At 69.2% G+C, this 21,129-nt stretch carries 21 protein-coding genes; 9 read left to right on the forward strand and 12 right to left on the reverse strand.

Annotated features, from left to right (window positions below):
• Positions 1-62 precede the first annotated feature (62 nt).
• Complete coding sequence (locus tag H570_RS0105465) at positions 63-1,682, reverse strand: histidine kinase (protein ID WP_156899858.1); 1,620 nt, start codon at positions 1,680-1,682, stop codon at positions 63-65.
• Here H570_RS0105465 and H570_RS0105470 point away from each other — a divergent pair.
• Entirely contained in the window at positions 1,673-2,311 is a 639-nt protein-coding gene (locus H570_RS0105470) for a response regulator transcription factor (RefSeq protein ID WP_027079863.1), read from the forward strand. The two genes, H570_RS0105465 and H570_RS0105470, sit on opposite strands and share 10 nt — an antisense overlap.
• Before the next feature lie 179 nt (positions 2,312-2,490).
• On the opposite strand, the gene H570_RS0105475 is transcribed toward H570_RS0105470, so the two are convergent.
• On the reverse strand, positions 2,491-3,342 hold the full coding sequence (locus H570_RS0105475) for a hypothetical protein (RefSeq protein ID WP_027079864.1): 852 nt from the start codon (positions 3,340-3,342) through the stop codon (positions 2,491-2,493).
• A gap of 243 nt (positions 3,343-3,585) precedes the next feature.
• On the opposite strand from H570_RS0105475, the gene H570_RS0105480 reads away from it, so the two are divergent.
• Positions 3,586-4,014, forward strand: a complete 429-nt coding sequence (locus tag H570_RS0105480) for a hypothetical protein (protein WP_027079865.1) — start codon at positions 3,586-3,588, stop codon at positions 4,012-4,014.
• A 430-nt stretch (positions 4,015-4,444) separates the two neighbouring features.
• Here the strand turns inward: H570_RS0105480 and H570_RS0105485 are convergent, their stop codons facing one another.
• Both H570_RS0105485 and H570_RS0105490 read right to left on the reverse strand, forming a co-directional pair.
• On the reverse strand, positions 4,445-5,071 hold the full coding sequence (locus tag H570_RS0105485; RefSeq protein WP_027079866.1) for a TetR/AcrR family transcriptional regulator: 627 nt from the start codon (positions 5,069-5,071) through the stop codon (positions 4,445-4,447).
• A gap of 235 nt (positions 5,072-5,306) precedes the next feature.
• Complete coding sequence (locus H570_RS0105490; RefSeq protein ID WP_027079867.1) at positions 5,307-5,564, reverse strand: acyl-CoA-binding protein; 258 nt, start codon at positions 5,562-5,564, stop codon at positions 5,307-5,309.
• A gap of 195 nt (positions 5,565-5,759) precedes the next feature.
• On the opposite strand from H570_RS0105490, the gene H570_RS0105495 reads away from it, so the two are divergent.
• Complete coding sequence (locus H570_RS0105495; RefSeq protein ID WP_245559543.1) at positions 5,760-7,793, forward strand: SDR family oxidoreductase; 2,034 nt, start codon at positions 5,760-5,762, stop codon at positions 7,791-7,793.
• Between the two features lie 41 nt (positions 7,794-7,834).
• Here the strand turns inward: H570_RS0105495 and H570_RS0105500 are convergent, their stop codons facing one another.
• From H570_RS0105500 to H570_RS0105510, 3 genes are all read right to left on the reverse strand, one after another.
• Complete coding sequence (locus tag H570_RS0105500; RefSeq protein WP_027079869.1) at positions 7,835-8,785, reverse strand: restriction endonuclease; 951 nt, start codon at positions 8,783-8,785, stop codon at positions 7,835-7,837.
• A 232-nt stretch (positions 8,786-9,017) separates the two neighbouring features.
• Positions 9,018-9,587: a phasin family protein gene (locus H570_RS16535; RefSeq protein ID WP_036135305.1), complete on the reverse strand. Its 570-nt coding sequence runs from the start codon at positions 9,585-9,587 to the stop codon at positions 9,018-9,020.
• 86 nt (positions 9,588-9,673) lie between these two features.
• Positions 9,674-10,960 carry a patatin-like phospholipase family protein gene (locus tag H570_RS0105510; RefSeq protein WP_027079870.1) on the reverse strand — a complete coding sequence of 429 codons (1,287 nt, stop codon included), beginning with the start codon at positions 10,958-10,960 and terminating at the stop codon, positions 9,674-9,676.
• Positions 10,961-11,053: 93 nt separating this feature from the next.
• On the opposite strand from H570_RS0105510, the gene H570_RS0105515 reads away from it, so the two are divergent.
• Positions 11,054-11,764: a DUF8198 family protein gene (locus tag H570_RS0105515; RefSeq protein WP_027079871.1), complete on the forward strand. Its 711-nt coding sequence runs from the start codon at positions 11,054-11,056 to the stop codon at positions 11,762-11,764.
• Here the strand turns inward: H570_RS0105515 and H570_RS0105520 are convergent, their stop codons facing one another.
• The gene (locus tag H570_RS0105520; RefSeq protein ID WP_027079872.1) at positions 11,765-12,040 is read right to left on the reverse strand and encodes a polyhydroxyalkanoic acid system family protein; all 276 of its coding nucleotides are present in this window, start codon (positions 12,038-12,040) and stop codon (positions 11,765-11,767) included.
• An 87-nt stretch (positions 12,041-12,127) separates the two neighbouring features.
• On the opposite strand from H570_RS0105520, the gene H570_RS0105525 reads away from it, so the two are divergent.
• The gene (locus tag H570_RS0105525; protein WP_027079873.1) at positions 12,128-12,943 is read left to right on the forward strand and encodes an FHA domain-containing protein; all 816 of its coding nucleotides are present in this window, start codon (positions 12,128-12,130) and stop codon (positions 12,941-12,943) included.
• On the opposite strand, the gene msrQ is transcribed toward H570_RS0105525, so the two are convergent.
• Positions 12,908-13,654, reverse strand: coding sequence for a protein-methionine-sulfoxide reductase heme-binding subunit MsrQ (gene msrQ / locus H570_RS16540; protein ID WP_084499821.1), 747 nt, complete (start codon positions 13,652-13,654; stop codon positions 12,908-12,910). The genes H570_RS0105525 and msrQ overlap by 36 nt on opposite strands.
• Before the next feature lie 104 nt (positions 13,655-13,758).
• On the reverse strand, positions 13,759-14,727 hold the full coding sequence (gene msrP, locus H570_RS0105535) for a protein-methionine-sulfoxide reductase catalytic subunit MsrP (RefSeq protein WP_027079874.1): 969 nt from the start codon (positions 14,725-14,727) through the stop codon (positions 13,759-13,761).
• A gap of 197 nt (positions 14,728-14,924) precedes the next feature.
• On the opposite strand from msrP, the gene serC reads away from it, so the two are divergent.
• The 4 genes from serC to aroA all read left to right on the forward strand — a co-directional run bounded on the left by serC (position 14,925) and on the right by aroA (position 19,800).
• Positions 14,925-16,022, forward strand: a complete 1,098-nt coding sequence (gene serC / locus H570_RS0105540; RefSeq protein WP_027079875.1) for a 3-phosphoserine/phosphohydroxythreonine transaminase — start codon at positions 14,925-14,927, stop codon at positions 16,020-16,022.
• 96 nt (positions 16,023-16,118) lie between these two features.
• Positions 16,119-17,297, forward strand: a complete 1,179-nt coding sequence (gene pheA, locus H570_RS0105545; protein ID WP_027079876.1) for a prephenate dehydratase — start codon at positions 16,119-16,121, stop codon at positions 17,295-17,297.
• Between the two features lie 71 nt (positions 17,298-17,368).
• On the forward strand, positions 17,369-18,487 hold the full coding sequence (gene hisC / locus H570_RS0105550) for a histidinol-phosphate transaminase (protein ID WP_211219080.1): 1,119 nt from the start codon (positions 17,369-17,371) through the stop codon (positions 18,485-18,487).
• Complete coding sequence (gene aroA, locus H570_RS0105555; RefSeq protein WP_027079878.1) at positions 18,484-19,800, forward strand: 3-phosphoshikimate 1-carboxyvinyltransferase; 1,317 nt, start codon at positions 18,484-18,486, stop codon at positions 19,798-19,800. Before hisC ends, aroA begins: the two co-directional genes overlap by 4 nt.
• Before the next feature lie 13 nt (positions 19,801-19,813).
• Here aroA and H570_RS18115 read toward each other — a convergent pair whose 3' ends face one another.
• Both H570_RS18115 and H570_RS0105565 read right to left on the reverse strand, forming a co-directional pair.
• Positions 19,814-20,374: an energy transducer TonB gene (locus H570_RS18115; RefSeq protein WP_027079879.1), complete on the reverse strand. Its 561-nt coding sequence runs from the start codon at positions 20,372-20,374 to the stop codon at positions 19,814-19,816.
• An 89-nt stretch (positions 20,375-20,463) separates the two neighbouring features.
• A complete protein-coding gene (locus H570_RS0105565) occupies positions 20,464-21,105 on the reverse strand; it encodes an energy transducer TonB (protein ID WP_051176157.1) in 642 nt (213 codons plus the stop codon).
• Between the last annotated feature and the right edge of the window lie 24 nt (positions 21,106-21,129).

A 21,129-nucleotide genomic window follows, 5' to 3' on the forward strand; every position in this document is an offset into this window, starting at 1 on the left:
CTGGCCGGCAGTCTCGCGGGTCTCCGCTTGCCATGGCGCTTCTCGGCAGGGTGGGGCCGGATTCATCGCGGCGGCGAGGGCAGGGGCTTGTCGACCGGGATCGGCAACCACAGATGCAGCCGGTGCCGTGGCATGCCGGAGTCCGGGTTGAAGCGGTAGTCGGCGCCGATGGCGTCGGCGCGGTCGCGGATGTTGAGCAGGCCGCGGCCCGGGCGCTCGGGGTCGATGGCGATCGGGCCGAACTGGTCTTCGATTTCCAGCGTCAATTCGGCGGCGACCGTGGTCGGGACCAGGGTCAGGCGGACGTGCATGCGTCCGCCGCAGCCGTGGCGGGCGCCGTTGGTCGCGGCTTCCTGGCAGATCCGGTACAGCGCCGAGGCGATGTTGTCGGGCAGGTCATCGACCCGACCCTGGACGCGGCTGGTGTAGAGCACGCCGCGGTCGCGCAGCAGTTCGGCGAACGGGCCTTCAGCGATGGCGCGCGCGAGGCCGAAGCGGTCGAGCACCGCCGGGTGCAGTTCGTTGATCACCTCGCGCAGGTGGCCGTGGGCGCTGGTCACCAGGTTGCTGATCGAGGCCAGGCCTTCGAGCACGGCCGGATTGGTGGCGGTGAGCTCGACGATCCGCAGGCGGGTGGCGATGGCGGTCATGTCCTGGCCGATCTGGTCGTGCAGTTCGACGCCGATGCGTCGCCGCTCCTGCTCCTGCAGCGCGGCCATGCGGTTGGCCGCGCGGGCAAGTTCCGCGCTGCGGCCGCGCAGCGTACGCACGATTTCATCCATTTCGATGCGCTTGTTCCGCAGGGCCTCGGTCACGACGCCCAGCAGGAGCACCGCGCAGCCGACCATCGCCATCAGCAGCGGAAGCTGGCCGGGTCGCAGCGTGGTCACCATGGGGAGGCGCGCGCCGACGATGGCCAGGCACAACAGCCCGTAGGCAACCGTGGCGGGCCGCCAGCCGTAGCGGTAAGCGATGAGGAACAGCGGCAGCAGCGCCATCGCCAGCGGATACACCGGCGCCTCGATGACGGGCAGCAGCGCCAGCGCCAGCACGATCAGCGCAGGCGCCAGTGCAACGCCATAGGCAAGCAGCTCGGGCCATGGGCGGCGTGCTGGCCCGGACTGGTCCGCCAGCACCAGCATGATCGGCACCACCAGCACGACGCCGGCGAAGTCCCCGAGCGCAAACGACACCAGCATCGAGGGCAGGCCGCTGGCCAAGGTGCCATCGTCGTTAAGGTCGATCCCGGTGAGCAGGATGCTGTTGAACACCGCGGCGACGAATCCCACCGCCAGCAGCCGCGGCAACGCCCTGTGGCTCGCGGTACCACGGCCGTGGCGGCCGATGCCGCGCAGCACGACCGCGTAGATGCACCAGGGCAGGGCCGCGCCGACCAGCAGTGCCGGAATGGATGAATAGAGATCCAGCGCACGACCCATGACCAGCAGCGTGGCGATTTCGAGCACGGCCATCGCCGGCCACAACCGTCGCGGCAGGAGCCACAGCGTGCCAAGGCGCAGCCCGGCGGGCAGGAACCAGAAGATCCCGGAGATCGCGAACAGTCCCGGCCAGGCGAGCGGGTAAAGCGCCAGCCAGATCAGCGCGGGTCGACGCCACCATGACGATTGCGCTTCAATGGCCGCGTTTTCCGATGCGTCCCGGGGCAAATTCGATGTCGACACTGCGTATTGTCCTGGTCGATGACCATCCTATCGTGCGATCCGGCTTCCGCCAGCTGCTTGAACTCGAGCCGGGCTGGTCGGTGATCGCCGAGGTTGGCAGCGCGCAGGAGCTGGCGGCCTGGATGCTGCAGTCCACCTGCGACGTGCTGGTGCTCGATCTCTCGCTGCCCGATGGTGACGGGCTGGTCATGCTGCGTCACCTGTTGGCCCAGCGGCCGGATCTGGCGATCGTGGTGCTGACCATGCACGACGGCGCGCTGTACGTGCAAGACGCGATCGCCGCGGGTGCGCGCGGCTATGTCACCAAGAGCTCGGCGCCGGACGAGCTGGTCGATGCGATCCGCGCAGTGGGTCGTGGCGAAACCTACCTGGGCACGGACGTGCGCGATTATGACGGCGCGGTCTCGGAAGACAGCCAGGGTGCGCTGCCGGAGCTGACTTCGCGCGAAGCGCAGGTGTTCCTGCTGCTGGCCCGCGGGCATTCGGTTGCGCGGGTGGCGGCCACCATCGGCATCAATTCCAAGACCGCGTATGCGCATCGCACCAACATCTACGCCAAGCTGCGGCTCGACTCGGACCACGAGTTGCGGCTGCTGGCCATGAAGCGGGGATTGATCGGGCGGGCGTGAGGCGGTCCATCCATCAACCCAACACCATGCAGGAGCGGCCCACGGCCGCGAGCTCTTCTTTCGCCTGCATCGGAGTCGAAAAGCTCGCGACCATGGGCCGCTCCTGCAGGGGCGAGGCCGCCCGTTCACCGATCACGCCGACGCGCAGGAGCGCACCTGGGCGCGACCGTCGAACTGGCCTATTCCAGCTGCGATTTTGCATACGCCGCGTCCAGCGCCTCCATCGCATCGCGCGGCTTGAGCTTCGCCGCGTTCTCGTAGGCCGCGGCGGCCTCGTCTTCCTTCTTGTCGCCGTGCAGCAGCATCAGCACGTTGCCGTGCTCGATGTGGGCGATCGGCGAATCAGGAGTGAGCTTGAGCGCGGTCTTGATGTGCGACTCGGCCTCGGCCGCCTTGGCGCCGTAGGTCAGGCCGCCGATCATCGCGCCGATCTTGCCGATGATCTCGGCGTGGTACAGCGCCAGCGCCGTGTGGGCTTCGGCGTGCTTCGGCGCCAGCTCCAGGGCCGTGTCCAGTGACTCGCGCACCTTGCCGGCGATGCCCTGCTTGAGCGCCTTGGCGATCGACAGCCCCTGGCTGTAGCGACCCAGAGCGAAGGCATGGCGATAGTGGCTGTTGGCTTCATCCGGCAGCGCCTTGATCGCGGCTTCGGCGAGCTTCGCGGCCAGTTCAAGGCGCCTGAGCTTTTCCGCGTCGTCGTCGACCAGGTAGGTGGCGTGGATGCCGAGTGCCTTGGACGCCACCGACGCGCCTACCGCGCCAAGCGCGTTGCCGGCATCGAACGCGGCCTTGAAGTCGCCGTGGTGGAAGTCGCGCCAGGCATCCTGCAGCGCAGTGGCCAGCGCGGCCGCGTTGAGCTTCGGTGCCGCCTTGCCGGCGGCCTTGAGCAGCGCGGCGGCGCGCTTGTCGTCGGGGAAGGGCTCGCAGTCGCCGGCATGCAGCTTCGGCCACGCCTTCTTCAGCGCATCGCCGGCGTAGGCATAGGCCATGGCGTCGTGGGGAAAGGCGGCCCATGATGATTTCGAAGCCATGATCGCTTCCTGTCTGATCGGTGCAGCGAGCATTGCCCGGCGCGGACCGGCTGGCAAGGGGGAAAGCGCCCGGCTGGCGTGGTCGTGCGCGGTTTCCCCGGATGGCCGGGGAGAGGTTTGCCCGCGTCCCTGCAGCCAGCCGACGCTTTCGCGCGAGAGCGCCCGATAGTGTGTTTGCTCCACCGCGACATCGCAGTCTGGTCGCCGGAAAGCGGCCGTTCGGTCGCTCGCAGGAGTGATGAAATGGCAGTCGGGAAATCCACGTCCAAGGGCAAGCAGACCAACCTGCGCCACCTGTGGCTGGCGTCGTTGGGCGCGACGGTCGTGACGCGTCGCAGCGCGCGCGAAGCCGGTGCTCGTGCCATCAGCGAGGCCCGCAGGCTGCGTGACCGCGCAGTCGGCATGGTTGACGACGCGGCCGCGATTGCGCGCGGCGGGCTGGCAACCGTGCGCGAGCAGGCCGCGCCGATGCTCGGGCAGGTTGCAGCGCGCGTCGGGCGGGGGCTTGCGCCGGTACTCGAGCGCGTCGGTCGCGCGCCGAAGAAGTCGGTGGCTGGCAAGCCGAAGGCGCGTCGTGCGGCCCACAAGCCGGCCGCAAGGAAGAAGCCCACGCCGCGGCCGGCGTCGGCACGCAAGCAGGCCGAGCGGCGCGTCGCCGGCAAGGGGCGCTGATTGCGGGCGGGCGCGGGTGCCGACCGCGACGCGCGAAGAGCGCCCTCGCCCCAACCCCTCTCCCGCACGCGGGAGAGGGGCTCCAGATTCCACCGGCCGCGCGACGCGCCAATGACTTGCCGGGTGCCGTAGGCCGGGGCCACGCCCCGACGCTCCGTCGAATCCGGTGACCACGCGCATTGTGCAGTAGGTCGGGGCTACGCCCCCGACGCCCAGCAGAATCCAGTGACCAGGCGCATTCTGCAGGAGGTCGGGGCTACGCCCCCGACGCCCCGCCGAATCCGGTGACCACGCGCATTTTTCCGGCGCATCGGCCCCAGGCCTTGTTCGGCACCGCTTCGGAGATCGAGAGCTCGCAGCCCAAGTCGCGGCTGCAGGTACGGGCCGCCTCCCGGGACATGCACGGGCGACGCGCCTGTTCCACGATCCCTCAGTCGATGTATGCCTGCGTCAGCTTGTTGAGGTGCACGCGCTCGGCGTCGCGCAGGAAGGGCGCCAGCAGCATCATCACCTGGACGATGCCCTCCCGGATCGCGGCGTTCTCGTCCTTGTCGCCGCGCACGGCAGCGTAGTTCAGCCAGAAGGTGGCCAGGACCAGGATGTTGGTGGCCGCGGCATCGAGCTCGGCCGCCGAGGCGCGCATCACCCCGGCCTGCGAAAGCCCGCGCATCACCTGGTGGGCGTTGTCGTCGGCGCGCCGGAGGATCCGCGCGAAACGCACGCGCAGGCGCCGGTTGCGGCTGAGGATCTCGACCAGGTCGCGGTACAGGAACCGGTAGTCCCAGATGCACTCGAAGACCAGGTGCAACTGCAGCCAGACGTCCTCCAGCCCGGGCAGCCGGCCGTCCGGCGCGGCCAGTGCGTCGTCCATCCGCGCGTCGAAGCGCGCGAACAGCTGCTCGATGATGTCGTCCTTGTTGCGGAAGTGGTAGTACAGGTTGCCCGGGCTGATCTCCAGCTCGTCGGCGATGTGGTTGGTGGTGACGTTGGGCTCGCCCTGCGTGTTGAACATCGCCAGCGAGCAGTCGAGGATGCGCTTGCGCGTATCGCGGGCCATCCGGGTCTTCTCCTTCCCCATCGGCGGCTTGTCTGCTTCCCGTTCGAGGGGAGGCGCTGCTTGTTTCTTTCTGCCTTTCAAGGGGACGGCCCGTTCGCCTGCTTTCCCTTCAAGGGGAAGGTCGGGATGGGGATGGGGCGGGCTTCGCTTCCAATCGCCAGTGGCCGGAAACCCAGCCCCACCCGGACCTTCCCCGTGGAGTGGAGGGCTTCAGCGCGAGGGGGCGTGGCGCGCTTCAACTGCCCAGCTTCTTCACCAGGTCGATGTACTTCTGCCTGGCGTCGTCCTGGCTGGTGCCCTTGAGCTTGCCCCAGGCTTCGTACTTGGCGGTGGCGACGAAGTCGAAGAACCCGGGCTTGGCGCCGCTGACGTCGCCCTCGGAGCCTTGCTTGTACAGCGCATAGAGGCGCAGCAGGGTGTCGTTGTCGGGGCGCTCGGACAGTGCCTGGACGTCCTGCTTTGCCTGTTCGAAGCGTGCTTGCAGATCGGACATGGTGACCTCCCGGAGGAGTTCGCATGACAGCACGGGGACCCGGGAGGGTCAACCGGTACCACGACTTGCCGTCATCCCGGGTGACGCGCGGGATCCTGCCTGCGCCCGAGTGCCGGCGAGCTTCCTTGCTGCATTCGGGATGGCAGGAGTGCCGGCAATTGTCGCAGCGGCGCCACTCTGGCAATTTAGCTGCCAATGGCTGCGATCGCGCGGCGTGATTTCAACGAGGGCATGGACATGAGCTACTTCGTCACCGGCGCCAGCGGGTTCATCGGGCGCTTCCTGGTTGCCAACCTGCTCAAGCGCAAGGGCACGATCCACGTGCTGGTACGCAAGGACTCGCAGAAGAAGTTCGACGCCATCGCGAAGAACATGGGTTGGGACCTCAAGCGCATCACCGTGGTGCACGGCGACATGTCGGCTGCCAGGTGCGGGCTGACGGCCGCGCAGGTGCGGGCGCTGAAAGGCAAGGTGAAGCATTTCTTCCATCTCGCCGCGATCTACGATCTTTCCGCCAGCGCCGAGGCGCAACGGGTGGCCAACGTCGAGGGTACGCAGAACGCGCTCGACCTTGCCGCCGCGATCGAGGCGGGCTGTTTCCACCATGCCAGCTCGATCGCCGTGGCCGGGCTGTACCCGGGGATCTTCCGCGAGGACATGTTCGAAGAGGCCGAGGGGCTGGACGATCCCTACCTGCGCACCAAGCACGACTCCGAAGCGCTGGTGCGTGGGGAGAAGCGGGTCAAGTGGCGGATCTACCGCCCCGGCATGGTGGTCGGCCACTCGCAGACCGGCGAAATGGACAAGATCGACGGCCCGTACTACTTCTTCACCCTGATCAAGAAGCTGCGCGAGATGCTGCCGCCGTGGATGCCAACCCTGGGCATCGAGGGTGGGCGGATCAACATCGTGCCGGTGGATTTCGTCGCCGACGCGATGGACCACATCGCGCACAAGCCAAAACTCGATGGCCACACCTTCCACCTGACCGATCCCGAGCCGCTGCGCGTGGGCGAGGTGCTCAATACCTTCTGCCGCGCCGGCCACGCGCCGGAGATGACGATGCGCATCGACGCGCGGATGTTCGCCTTCGTGCCGCCGAGCATCCGCGGCGCGGTGGGCAACCTGCCGCCGGTGCGCCGCTTCATCGGCATGCTGCTGCGCGACTTCCGGATCCCGAAGAGTGTCCTCAAGTTCATCACCTATCCCACGCGCTTCGACAGCCGCGAGACCGAGCGGGCGCTCAAGGGCAGTGGCATCGCCGTGCCGCGGCTCGAGGACTACGCCTGGAGGCTGTGGGACTACTGGGAGCGACACCTCGACCCGGACCTGTTCATCGACCGCACGCTCAAGGGCAAGGTGCGGGGCAAGGTGGTGGTCATCACCGGCGGCTCGTCCGGCATCGGCCTGTCGACCGCGCAGCGCGTGGCCGAGGCCGGCGCGATCACGGTGATCGTGGCGCGCGGCAAGGAGGAACTGTTCAAGGCCCGCGACGAGATGAAGGCGAAAGGCGGCAAGGTGTTCGCCTACACCGCCGACCTTGCCGACATGGCCGACTGCGACCGGCTGGTGGCAACGGTGCTCAAGGAGCATGGCCACGTCGACGTGCTGGTCAACAACGCGGGGCGTTCGATCCGGCGCTCGATCGAGGCCAGCTACGAGCGTTTCCACGACTTCGAACGCACGATGCAGCTCAACTACTTCGGCAGCATCCGCCTCATCATGGGCTTCATGCCGACGATGACCCAGCGCCGCAAGGGCCACGTCATCAACATCAGTTCGATCGGCGTGCTCGCCAACTCGCCGCGGTTCTCCGCCTACGTGGCTTCGAAGGCGGCGCTCGACGCTTTCAGCCGCTGCGCGCAGGGCGAGCTGTCGGGCAAGGGCATCAGCTTCACCACGATCAACATGCCGCTGGTGAAGACGCCGATGATCGCGCCGACCAAGATGTACGACAGCGTGCCCACGCTGACGCCGGAAGAGGCCGCCGACCTGCTGGTCAAGGCGATCATCGAACGGCCCAGCCGCATCGCAACCCGCCTGGGCATCTTCGCGGCGCTGATCAACGCGGTGGCGCCAAAGGCCTACGAGGTGGTGATGAACACCGCGTTCGAACTGTTCCCGGATTCGGCTGCGGCCAAGGGCGACAAGAAGGCACTCAGGGGCGAGGCCGAGCCGAGCGGGGAGCAGATCGCGTTTGCCTCACTGATGCGCGGGGTGCATTGGTAAGGGCAGGATTGCCACGTAGCCGGCCCTTGCAGGAGCGGCCCTCAGTAGCTCCTGCACTGCTTGAACCGCGTCCGTTCGCTGCTGCCGGGTGGCGGCGTGAGTTGCACGCGCGAGGGCGCGAGGGCGTCGTAGTGCAGCAGCAGCGGGCAGATCTGCGGGATTGCGTCGACCCGGGTGTCGAGCAGGAAGACCTGCAGCGTGGACTGCGTGGACCACACTGCGCGGTCGACCATGGGCAGGGTCGAGATCGCCTCGGCCACGTCGTTGCGCTGCTTCTCGAGCGCTGCAGCGTCGTCGGGAGCGGGCGCCGCGATCGACGTTGCCGCCGCTGCCTTGGCAGCGGCTTCGGCGGCAGCGGCGGCCTCGTGGGTGGCCGCCGGCGCGGGCGCTGCCACGGGCGCCGGCGTTGGCAGCAGCAGGAATACCGCGATGCCGGCGACCAGCGCCAGCAACCACGACAGCAAGGTGCGCTGGCGCGCCTTGCGCACGACGCCTGCGAGGATCATGGCGCGCTGCTGCGGATCGATCAGGTCGCGCAACTCGGGCCACAGTGACGGGCCATCAAGCAGTTCGATGCGCTGCATGGCCGCCGTGGGCCGTGCTTCGGCACTGATCCTGCCCTGGGTCGCAAGGATGCCGCCCGCGGCGCTGGTCAGGCGGATCTCGTTGGCGAGTTCGGTGACCTGCGCGCTGCTGAGGACGAAGGCGCTGCCGTGCTTGCATGACAGCAGGAAATGCTTGCCGTCGCGCTCCAGCGTGTAGTCGTTGTCGCCGGAGGGTGCCTCGTGGTTGAGCACGCGCGAATAGCCGCGCTGGCCAAGCGCATCGAGCACCAGGTGGATGAACTCGCGCCAGGACATCGCCGCCAGTGCAGCCAGCCCGGCTTCGGTCTCGTCACGGCGCATGACCACCAGGCGGAAGTAAAGGGTGCCGGCGACGCCGATCAGCACGGCGACGGCCAGGGCAATGGTCCACTGGGCGCTTTCGATCACGGGATTTCGTCCGCTGGCGGGGACGAAAGGATAGTCGCTGCGCGTTCCGGTTGCGCGCCCCTTGCTTCAGGCGGGCGCGGCCGGGGAGCCGCTCTCAGGCAGGAATGATCGAACCGGCATGGAGAAGCCCGCCAACCCGGAACCGTAAGGGGGAGGGGAGCATACGGTCGTTGAACGGATTGGCGGGCCAGGCGGTGGCCATCGCGGCGATGCGCGGGCGGTGGCGGAAACGTCAGGCCTTGCTGGGGGCCTTCTTGCGTGGCGTCGCGCGCTTGCCGGCGGCCTTCGTCGTCGCCTTCTTCGCAGGCGCGGCCTTGGCGGCCTTCTTGCGCGCGGGGGCCTTGCGGGCCGGCGAGCCGCCGCCTTGGCGGCGCAGTTCGGCGGTCAGCGTTTCGACGCGCTTGCTCAGGTCGGCAAGATCGTCACGGCCGGGCACGCCGAGCTTGGTCAGCGCGCGCTGGACGCGATCCTCGAACACCTTCTCGAGGCGGTCCCAGGTGTCGGTGGCGCGTTCGCGGGCCTGGTCGACGCGGTTCTCGACCACGTCGCGCACGACATGGGTGCGGGTGCCTGCGAACTTGCGCGCGGTCTGTTCCAGGTTCAGGCCTTCCTTGACCAGGCCTTCGAACAGCTTGGTGCCCTCGGCCTGGGCGCGGCCGAATGCGCCGACGCCGGCGAGCCAGATCTGCTGCGCGGATTCGCTCAACGTCTTCGAAAGCTTCTCGGCCTGCGCCTGCATGTCGACGCTGGAGCTGGAACGCGAACTGGCGGTCTTCTTCGCGGCTTTCTTGAACTTGGCCATGTGCCCTCCGGGCGGAATCGTGTGTGTGATTGCGCGGCAGCATCGCCCCATTGTCTAGAGCATTCACACGAGACATGGCGAACGGTTCAGCGGCCGCGGGCGTTCTTCCGGGCGGCCTTGCGGCGGGCGATGACGCGTTCGGTCTCGTCGAGCGCCCGGCGCAGCCTGGCGGTCGTTTCCGTGCTGCGGGGAGGGCGCCCGGCGAGGCCGTCGAGCAGGGTGCGGCTGTCGTCGTCGAGCACCTCGTCGCGCAGGCGGATGCCGTTGGCGGCGAGCACCGGGCGCAGTTCGCCGGCCCGGCTGCGCAGGTCGTCGATGGTGTTGCGCCATGCCAGCTGGCAGACGCGGCGGCGCGCGGCGAAGCTGAAGGCGTTGGTGTGGAACAGTTCGCCGTCGTGGGCGTTGGGTTCGAACACCATCTGGTCGATGTCCGGGTACTGCCGCGCATACCGCGCCAGCCCGACCTGCATGCGCGACTGCAACAGGGTGCGGAAGGTCTGCGACAGCACCGCGGGCAGGCCGCCGTGGACCAGGCGCTGGCCGGCGGTGTCGTCGTCGACCGGCGAGCCGCCGCGGGCGTCGCCGAGGCCGGCGTTGAACGGCACCAGCGGGTTGATGCCGATCAGCAGGTCGATGCCGCGTTCGAGCAGCACCGAGGCGTGCATCGTGCGGCGCAGCGCGCCGTCGACCAGGTGGCGGCCGCGCACCTCGACCGGCGGGTAGAGCCCGGGAAGCGCAGCGCTGGCCTGCACCGCGCGCGAGATCGGCACGTCGTTCCAGCTGTCGCTGCCGAACAGCACCGGTTCGCCGCTGTCGAGTTCGACCGCGACCACGAACAGCTTCGCGTCAAGTTCGCGGAAATCATTGCTGCGTCCGCGGCGGGTGAAGATGTCGCGCAGGAAGCGTTCGACCTCGGTGTTGTCGAACAGGCCGGTGGGCACCAGGCCGCCGAAGCGGTTGACCAGGTCCGACCAGGGCAGGTCGCGCGGCTCGAGCAGCATGCTGCGCCACCAGTCGAGCGTCAGCCGCGGCAGGCTGGCGGCGCGCTGCAGGTATTCGAACAGGGCCGGGCGCAGGAAGGTGTCGGTGCGGAAGCGGGCGTCGTCGCTGTCGCCGGTGATGAAGATGCGGCACATCTCGGCCGTCGACATGCGGTTGGCCAGGCCGGCGGCCAGGAAGGCGCCGCTGCTGACCCCGACGTAGCTGTCGAGGTCGGTGAGATCGAGGCCGTCGAGCGCTTCGTCCAGCGCGCGCAGCGCGCCGAGTTCGTACATCCCGCCGATCGGCCCGCCGCCGGCGATGGCCAGGCCGATCCGGGCCGGGGCGCGATTGGAAGGTTTGCCGCGTTGCCGGGCCGGGTGGAGGGAGAGCATGCAGGCGCCGATGGGAAGGTCGGCCGGAGTGTAGCCGATCGATGCCGCGCGGCTTGGTGGTGCTCTTCACCCGCGGCCTGCGAAAATGCATGCATGCCACGTCCGTCAGTTTCCAGCCGGCTCGAGCGCAGGCTTGCCTGCCACCAGGCCCTGCACGATCCCGCGCGCGAACCGCGCAACGGCCTGCGCTGGCTGCCGGAACTGCGCCGCTGGCAGGCCACGCGCCTGCGCGCCAGCTTTGCCCACTTCCTCGCCGATCCCAGCCGCAGGCCGGCAGCGGAGTTCTTCCTTGACGACGTCTACGGCGACCGCGATTTCACCCGCCGCGACGCCGACATCGCGCGCGTGCTGCCGATGATGCAGCGGCTGTTGCCGGAGAAGCTGCTGGTCACGGTGGCCGATGCAATCGAACTCGGTGCGCTGACCCAGGCCCTGGACCTGCGGATGGCGCACGCGCTGCAGGCGCTGGCGCCGCGGCGCAGGAAGCTGGACGAGGCGCTGTACGCGCAAGCCTACCGCGAGGTCGGCCTGCCGCGGCTGCGCGGGCGCCAGATCGACCTGATCGACCGCGTCGGCAGCGGCTTCGGCCGCGCGTTGAAACTGCCGGGCGTCGCCGCGCTGCTGGCGTTCTCGCGCGGCCCGGCGAAACTGGCCGGGTTGAGCGAGCTGCAGGGATTCCTGGAGCGCGGCGTGGCGGCGTTCGAGGAACTGGGCGATGCCGACGCCTTCGTGGCCGAGATCGAGCGATCCGAACGCAAGGCGTCGCAGCGGTTGTTCGCCGGGCATCCGCGGCCTTTCGACTGATTACGAGAATTTTTCGTCCAGCACCTTGCGGATTTCCGATTCCACGGTGCCCTGGAACGCCGAGAGCAGCATGCCCAGCCGCGCGGTGACGTGCAGGTCGTCCTTGCCCACCGCGATCCGGCCGTCGACGCCGGGGCGCTTGAAATGCATGTCGTCGCCGTCCCAGCCGTACTCGAAGTCGAAGCGGTCGGCCAGTTTCCTGGCCACGTCTTCCACGGCCTTGCGCGCCTTGCCGAGCGGGAGGGAGTGCTTGTGCTGGATGTCGATGCCGGCCATGCCTGGCTCCGGTGGGAGTGATGCACGCATTCTGTGGCCGCCGGCCGCGCCATCCAAGTGCCGGGCGGCATGCTAGATTTCCGCGGCATGGAACTCCTGAAACTGCGCCTCGCCGATGACCACCATTCCGAGCTGCCGCTCGGCGTCGGCGTGCATGCCGTCGGCCCGCTGGACGGGCGCGACGGCCAGTTCGGGCTGATCGACGACACGCAGGCGGCGCGGGTGAGGTTTTGCGTCGATCGCCGCGGCGTCTGGCTGACGGTGGCCGAGGGCGGGCGCGGCGTGCACGTGAACGGGCGCGAGATCCGGCGCATGGCCATGCTGCGCGTGGGCGATGCGGTCTACGTCGACGGCGTGGAGATGCGCGTGGTCGGGCCCGAGCCACCGGAATTGCCCGGTGCGGCGCTGCAGGAGGCGGCATCCGATGCGATCGGCGACCCGCGCATGGTGCTGCGCGGCGTTGGCGGTCAGTACCACGGCCGCAGCTTCACGCTCGAGCATCCGCGCCTGGTCGGCCGCAGCCCCGAAGCGGACATCCGTATCGATGACCCCACGTTCGCCGACCGCCACGCGCGCCTGGACCTTGTGGGCGACAGCATTGTGCTGCGCGACCTGGGTTCGGCCGAAGGCACGCTGGTCAACGGCGAGCCGATGCGCGACGCGCTGCTCAGGCCGGGTGACCAGGTGGTGTTCGATGCGCACCATCGTTTCGTGGTCGAGGCGCCGATGCGGGGCAAGGGCGCGCGCGACCAGGCGCAGGAACGCCAGGCCAATGCGGCCGTCGCCGAGGAGGCCGCGCAAGCCACGCAGCCGGCGTCGCCCTGGCGCCTGCCGTGGCTGCTGCTGGCGGCAGTGGCGATCGCCGGGCTACTGGCGCTGCTGCTGCTGTTCGGCAGCGGCTGACTGCTGGCCCGGGCGAGGTTGCTTGCCGCCGGAGCCGGCCTGGCGCGCGACGTCGGGACGTCGTTCCGGCCGGGCCGGTGCCCGGACCGCGGCGCGCCGCTTCGCCAGCCACTTCCACGCCCGCCAGCCGAGCAGGGCCGCGAGGATCGCCGCGTACAGCGCCGGTTCGCGGATGTCGGATTTCACCAGCCACCAGAAGTGCAGCACCGCCAGCACGCCGACGGCGTAGACCAGCTTATGCAGGCGGCCCCAGTTGCGGCCCAGGCGGCGGATCCAGCCTTGCGTGGAGGTGATCGCCAACGGCAGCAGCAACAGCCATGCGGCGAAGCCGACGGTGATGTACGGCCGCTTGGCGATGTCCTCGAAGACCTGGGTCCAGTAGCCGCGCAGATCGAGGACCAGGTAGGCGGAAAAGTGCAGGCAGGCGTAGGCGAATGCATATAGGCCGAGCATGCGCCGGAAGCGCACCAGCGCCGGCTTGTTGGTGAGCTGGCGCAGCGGCGTGATTGCCAGCGCCACCATCAGCAGGCGCAGCGCCCACAGGCCGAGGCGGTGTTCGATCTCGGCCACCGGGTCCGCGCCCAGCGCATCGCTGTTGGTGCTGTAGACGTCCCAGAACTGCCACGCGAGGATCGCCAGCGGAGTGAGCGCCAGCGCGTGGACGACGGTCTTGGCGGCGATGATGGACGCCGGGGTCTTGCGTGGCGGCATGGGTCAGCTCCGCACGGACTTTCGCAGGAGCGACGGAAGCCGCGATTGACGCGAGGCGCCGTGGCTTCCGCTATTCCCGCACGGATAACGCGGTGCGCCGGCGCTCAGAACCACTTCTTCAGGTCCAGTCCCGCGTACATCGAGGCGACCTGGTCGCCATAGCCGTTGTAGATGCGCGTCGGGATGCGCTCGGCGAACAGCTTGCTGGCCTTGCCGGCGATGCGGCGTTCGGTCTTCTGGCTCCAGCGAGGGTGGTCGACGTTCGGGTTGACGTTGCTGAAGAAGCCGTACTCCGAAGGTTGCAGGTCGTGCCACGCGGTCTCCGGCATCTTCTCGACGAAGTCGATCGCGACGATCGACTTGATGCCCTTGAAACCGTATTTCCACGGCACCACCAGCCGCAGCGGCGCACCGTTCTGCTGCGGCAGCGGCTTGCCGTACAGCCCGGTGGCGAGCAGGGTCAGCGGGTGCATCGCCTCGTCCATGCGCAGGCCTTCGCGGTAAGGCCAGTTGATCGAGCGGTAGCGCACGCCCGGCATCTGTTTCGGGTCGGCCAGCGAGGTGAACGCGACGTACTTCGCCTTCGAGGTCGGCTCGAACTTCTTCAGCACCTCGCCCAGCGGCACGCCCAGCCACGGGATCACCATCGACCAGCCTTCCACGCAGCGCATGCGGTACACGCGCTCCTCCGGCGACAGGCCCTTGAGCAGGTTGTCGAGCGACAGCGCGCCGCGCTTCGCGCATTCGCCGCCCACCGCGATCGACCACGGACGGGTGCGCAAGGTCTTCGCCGCGCGCGAGGGGTCGCTCTTGCCGGTGCCGAACTCGTAGAAGTTGTTGTAGCTGGTGATGTCGTCGAGGCGGGTCAGTTCCTCGTCGGTGCGGAAGCCCGAGCGGGCCTGCGCGGGGGTGATGGCTGTCTTTGGCGGGGGGGGCGGCTCGGCCTCGGCGCAGCCGGCGAGCGTGAGCGCGGGTGCCGCGGCGAAGACCGCGAGCAGCTGCCGGCGCTGCCGGTAGACGGTTTCATCGGTGATCGCGGAAGCGGGGATCCGCAGGGCGTCTCGCAGGGACATGGGGAGGTTCCGGGGCGGCAGTATGGATAGGACGCGCGGAATGGCCGGAAATTCCCCCGCCAATCCGTGTTGCGCTGCGGCATACTTGGGGCGCAGCCGGTGGTCGTCCGTCCCGAGCCTAGCACCGAGGGCCACGCCCGATGCTCGGCGGCGGGCGCCCATCCAGCCCAGGGTCATCCAGCCAACAGGAACCGCCGATGTCGCGCGCCTACAACTTCGCCGCCGGTCCCGCCGCGCTCCCCGAACCGGTCCTGCACCAGGCGCAGGCCGAACTGCTCGAATGGAACGGCGCGCGCGCCTCGATCGCCGAGATCAGCCATCGCAGTCCCGAGTTCATGCAGGTGGCGGCCGAGGCCGAGGCCGACCTGCGCAGCCTGCTGTCGATCCCCGACGACTACGCGGTGCTGTTCCTGTCCGGCGGCGCGACCACGCAGCAGGCCCTGGTTGCGCTCAACTTCGCCGCGCCCGGGCAGGCGGCCGACTACGTGGTCAGCGGCCACTGGGGCAAGGTCGCGCTGAAGCAGGTGCAGGCGTACGTGAGCGCGAACATCGCCGCCAGCGGCGAGGCCGAAGGCTTCCGCGACATTCCGCCGGCATCGCAGTGGCGGCTGTCGAAGGACGCCGCCTACCTGCACGTCACCGCCAACGAAACCATCCACGGCGTCGAGTTCCGCCCGCAGTGGGGATCGCTGCCCGATACCGGCGACGTGCCGCTGTTCGCCGACTTCAGCTCCAGCATCGCTTCCGAACCGCTGGACGTGTCGCGCTACGGGCTGATCTACGCCGGTGCGCAGAAGAACCTCGGGCCGGTGGGCGTCACCGTGGTGATCGTGCGCCGCGACCTGCTCGAACGCGCCGGCCAGCCGCGCGCGGACATCTTCAATTACGCCTCGCACGCGAAGGCGGGTTCGATGCTCAACACGCCGCCCAGCTACAACTGGTATCTCGCCGGGCTGGTGTTCAAGTGGATGCTGGCCGAAGGCGGGGTCGACGAATTCGCGCGTCGCAGCGCGGAGAAGTCACGGTTGCTGTATGCGGCCATCGACGGCTCCGGCGGCTTCTATCGCAACGAGGTTGCGCCGAACGTGAGGTCGCGCATGAACTTGCCGTTCTTCCTGCACGACGACGCACTGACCGCCGGCTTCCTCACGCAGGCGAAAGCGGCGGGGTTGCTGGGGCTCAAGGGTCACCGCGTGCTGGGCGGAATTCGCGCCTCGATCTACAACGCCATGCCGGTGGATGGCGTGCAGGCGCTGGTGGATTTCATGCACGATTTCCGGCAGCGGCATGGCTGACGGAGCTGGGCGCAGGAGTGCGCCATGCGCGCGATACCTGCGGAATCCGGCGAAGAAGATCGCGCCCATGGGGCGCTCCTACGGAATGACGAATCGATGACACCACCGCGCGCGACCACGAAGAAGCCGGCGAAGAAAGCCGATGCCGGGACCGCTGCGCCCAAGGGTGCGGCCAGGCCGAAGGAATCCAGGGCGGCGAAGCCCGACCTGCTCGCCGTGCGCGCGCAGATCGACGGCATCGACCGCGAGATCCAGTCGCTGATCGCCGAGCGCGCGCTGTTCGCGCACCAGGTCGGCAAGGCCAAGGGCAAGCGCGCGGCGGCGGTGGAGTACTACCGCCCCGAGCGCGAGGCGCAGGTATTGCGGCGCGTGGTCGACCGCAACGACGGCCCGCTGTCGGACGAGGTGCTGGTGCGGCTGTTCCGCGAAATCATGTCAGCGTGCCTGGCGCAGCAAGAGCCGCTGAAGATCGGCTACCTCGGCCCGGAGGGCACGTTCTCGCAGCAGGCGGTACACAAGCAGTTCGGGCATTCGGCCAAGGGCCTGCCGCTGGCGAGCGTGGAGGAGGTGTTCGACGAGGTCGCCTCCGGCGCGGCGGACTTTGGCGTGGTGCCGGTGGAGAATTCAGGGCAGGGCACGATCCAGTCCACGCTCGACCTGTTCCTCACCTCGCCGCTGATGATCTGCGGCGAAGTCGAGCTGCGCGTGCACCAGTACCTGCTGTCGCGCACCGGCCACGTCGAGGACATCGAGCGCGTCTACTCGCACGGGCTGTCGCTGGCGCAGTGCCGCAACTGGCTGCGCAAGAACCTGCCGGGCGTGGAGAAACAGGCCGTGGCCAGCAACGCCGAGGCGGTGCGCCGGGCGAAGAAGTCCGACGATGCCGCGGCGATCGCCGGCGAGAACGCCGCGCACGTCTACGGGATGAAGGTCGTCGCCGGCCCGATCCAGGATCGCAGCGACAACACCACGCGCTTCCTGGTGATCGGCCGCGCCTCGTTCCCGCCGTCGGGCAACGACCGCACCTCGCTGATGGTCTCGATCCGCGACCAGCCCGGCGCGCTGTACAGGATCCTCGAACCGCTGGCGCGGCGCGGGATCAGCATGAACCGCATCGAGTCGCGGCCCGACCACGGCGCGCTGTGGCAGTACGCATTCTTCATCGACGTCAGCGGCCACGCCGAGGAATCGCCGCTGAAGGATGCGCTGGCCGAGATCGACCGCTATGCGGGCGACGTGCGCGTGCTGGGTTCGTATCCGGTTGCGGTGCCGTGATGAGGCCGGGATCCGGGAGTGGGGATTCGGGATTCGGAACAGCGGGCGATGCTTCGGCCGAATCGCTTGTGGTGCCGGCCGTGCGCGGGCTGCGTGCCTACGATCCGGGCCACGACCTGGTCGCGCTGCGGCGGCGGTTTGCACCGGGCGGGCTGGTGGAGCTGGGTTCGAACGAAAATCCCTACGGCCCCGGCCCGCGGGCGCGCGAAGCCGCGGCGGCGGTACTGGGCGAACTGCATCGCTATCCCGATCCGCTCGGCGGCGACCTCAAGCGCGCGCTGGCGGCGAAGCACGGCGTGGACGCGGCGCAGGTCATTCTCGGCAACGGGTCGCATGAGCTGCTGATGCAGCTGGCGCAGGTGTTCGCCGGGCCGGGCGTGGACGTGGCGATGTCGCAGTTCGGCTTCGCGGTGTATGCGATTGCGGCGCAGGCAGTCGGCGCCAACCTGCGCATCGCGCCGGCGCTGCCGCGCGATGCCGGCATGCCGCGCGGGCATGACCTCGATGCGATCGCCACGACGATCACGCCGGAGACCCGGCTGGTGTACCTGGCCAACCCCAACAACCCGACCGGGACGTGGTTCGCGCACGATGCCTTCGCCACATTCCTCGCCCGCGTGCCGGGCGACACGCTGGTGGTGATCGATGAGGCCTACGCCGAGATCGCCGACGCGCCGGATTTCGCTTCCGCGCTGCCGCTGCTGGCGGCGCATCGCAACCTCGTGGTCACCCGCACCTTCAGCAAGGCCTACGCGCTGGCGGGCCTGCGCGTGGGCTATGCGGTTGCGCACCCCGACGTGATCGCGCTGCTTGAACGCCTGCGCGAAAGCTTCAACGTCAACGCGGTTGCGCTGGCCGCAGCCGAGGCCGCGCTGGGCGACGACGACTGGCTGCGCGAAACGCTGGCAGCCAATGCCACGCAACGCGATCTTCTTGCCGCGGCGCTGCGCGAGCGCGGCTGGCCGGTGTCGCCGTCGCAGACCAACTTCCTGCTGGTCGAATTCGGCGAAGACACCGCGCGGCTCGAACAGGGCTTGCTCGCGCGCGGCGTCGTCCTGCGCCCGATGGCCGGCTACGGCCTGCCACAGTGCTCGCGGATCAGTGTCGGCAGCGCCGCGGAGAACCGCGCGCTGCTGGCAGCGCTGGACGAGTTGGCTTCGGGCAGCGAATTTTCCGGAGTGGCGCGATGACCGCATCGCAGCGCACGGACTGGATTGCCTCCAGCGGAGCGCCGCTGCACGGAGAGCTGGAGATCCCCGGCGATAAATCCATCTCGCACCGCGCGGTGATGCTGGCCGCGCTGGCCGACGGCACATCGCACATCGACGGCTTCCTCGAAGGCGCGGACACGCGCGCCACGGCGACGATCCTGGCGCGGATGGGCGTGCGGATCGAAGCGCCGTCGCCGTCGCAGCGGATCGTCCATGGCGTCGGCGTCGGTGGCCTGCGTGCGCCGGACGGCGTGCTCGACTGCGGCAACGCGGGCACCGGCATGCGCCTGCTCGCGGGGCTGCTGGCCGCGCAGCCGTTCGACAGCGTACTGGCTGGCGATGCGTCCCTGTCGCGGCGCCCGATGGGGCGCGTGATCGAGCCGCTGTCGCGCATGGGTGCACGGATCGACGCGGAGGACAACGGCCTGCCGCCGCTGCGCATCCACGGCGGGCGGCCATTGCACGGCATCGACTTCGAGTCGCCCGTCGCCAGCGCGCAGGTCAAGTCCGCGGTGCTGCTGGCAGGACTGCAGGCGCGCGGCGGGACATCGGTGCGCGAACCACACCCGACCCGCGACTACACCGAGCGGATGCTGTCCGCGTTCGGCGTCGACATCGAGTTCTCGCCGGGGTTCGCGCGCCTGCGCGGAGGCCAGCGCCTGCGCGCGACCGACATCGCCGTGCCGGCGGATTTTTCCTCGGCCGCGTTTTTCATCGTCGCCGCGACGCTGGTGCCCGGTTCCGTACTGCGCCTGCGCGCCGTGGGCCTGAATCCACGCCGCACCGGCCTGCTGGCCGCGCTGCGCGCGATGGGCGCCGATATCGTCGAAGAACGCCACGACAGCCACGGCGGCGAACCGATCGCGGACCTGCTGGTCCGCCATGCGCCGCTGCATGGCATCGCGGTGCCCGAGGTGCTGGTCGCGGACATGATCGACGAGTTTCCGATCCTCGCCATCGCGGCGGCCTGTGCGCAGGGCACGACGATCGTCAGTGGTGCCGCCGAACTGCGGGTCAAGGAATCGGACCGGATCGCGGCGATGGCCGCCGGCCTGCGTGCGCTGGGCGGCCGCGTCGAGGAGCGGCCCGACGGGGTGCTGATCGAGGGCAGCGCGCTGCACGGCGGGAGCATCGAAAGCCTGGGCGACCACCGCATCGCCATGGCGTTCGCCGTTGCGGGCCAGCTTGCGGAAGAAGAAGTGACGATCGTCGACGTCGCCAACGTCGCCACTTCATTCCCTGGCTTCGACGCGCTCGCGAGGCAGTCCGGTTTCGGGCTGCGCGCGGCCTGACGGGATTGCCGCGCTACTGTTCGTCGAGCTTGTACTCGATCGGCACCTGGACACTCGATGCCACGGTCTTGCCGTTCCTGATCGCCGGATTGAACTTCGACGTGCGTACTTCGTTCATCGCCGCGCGGTCGAGGGTGCGCGAGCCGCTGCGCCTCACGATTTCCACGTCGCTGGCGTTGCCCAGTTCGTCCACCTGCGCCCTGACCACTACCGTGCCTTCCTCGCGGGCGCGGAACGCCTCGGGCGGATAGCTCGGCGCGAGTTGGTTGAGCAAGGTGGCATCGCGGTCCCGCGGCTGCGCCCTGGTGACTTTTTTCGGCGCGCGGGCCTTCTCCCGGGAAGGCTTGCTGGCGCCTTCCACCGGGGAACTCGGTGCGGGCGTCATCGCATCGCTGGTGGCCGCCGGCGGGGTCAGGTCGTTGATCGGCTCGGTGCCGGCATTGCGGTTGTAGAAGTACCAGGCAAACGCGATCAGCGCGATCAGCACCAGGATCCAGATCAGCGGGCTGCTGCCCTTGCGCGGCTCGTCGGGGGGCGGTGGATTGCCGCGCGGGTTGTTCATCGGGTCCGACATGGGGTGGCACTCTCGTGGTTCAGACGAACCGAGCGTTCCACAGTGGCCGTTGAGGCCGTGTCACGGCCGCACGCCTGTTCAGGGGCGCGTCATTCGCCCGGATTGAAGGAGATCGGCACCTGGACCTGGCCGCTGACCGGCTGCCCGGCGCGCATGGCGGGGCGGAAGCGCCACTTGCGCACCGCATCGGACGCGGCGCGGTCCAGGTAGCGCGAACCGCTGCCACGGACCAGGTCGACCGCCTGTGGAACGCCATTGGCGCCCACATGCACGCGCAGCAGCACGTCGCCAGATTCGCGTCGGCGCAGCGCCGCGCGGGGGTAAACCGGCGGTGGACTGGAGATGGCGACGGGTGCGGTGTCGGCGACCGCAGGATCGGCCGGTGCCGTCGCGACTGGCGGCTGGGCGGCGGCTGCCGGTTGCGGCGCAGGCGCGGTTTCGACGATGCGCGCGGACTGCGCCGCTTCGTCGCCGGGCGCTGGCGGAGCCTGCTCCAGGCCAGCGTCGCCGCTGTCGGGTTGTGGCAACGGTTCGAACTCGCTGCCGCTCACGCTCGTCCGGCTGGTGTCGGCGCGGTAGTAGTCTTCCGAGCCGCGCTGGTCGGCCCAGAGCAGCAGGAACAGCCCGACGCCGAGCGCGAAGGCGATGGCCACGTAGAGCCACCAGCGCGGCGTAAGGCCAAAGCGGGTTGCACGGCGGCCGGGCGATGGCGAATTGTCGGAAGCGGGCATTCGACGGACCGGATTCGGGGGCTG

Source organism: Luteimonas mephitis DSM 12574 (genome assembly GCF_000422305.1).
Taxonomy (GTDB): Bacteria; Pseudomonadota; Gammaproteobacteria; order Xanthomonadales; family Xanthomonadaceae; genus Luteimonas; species Luteimonas mephitis.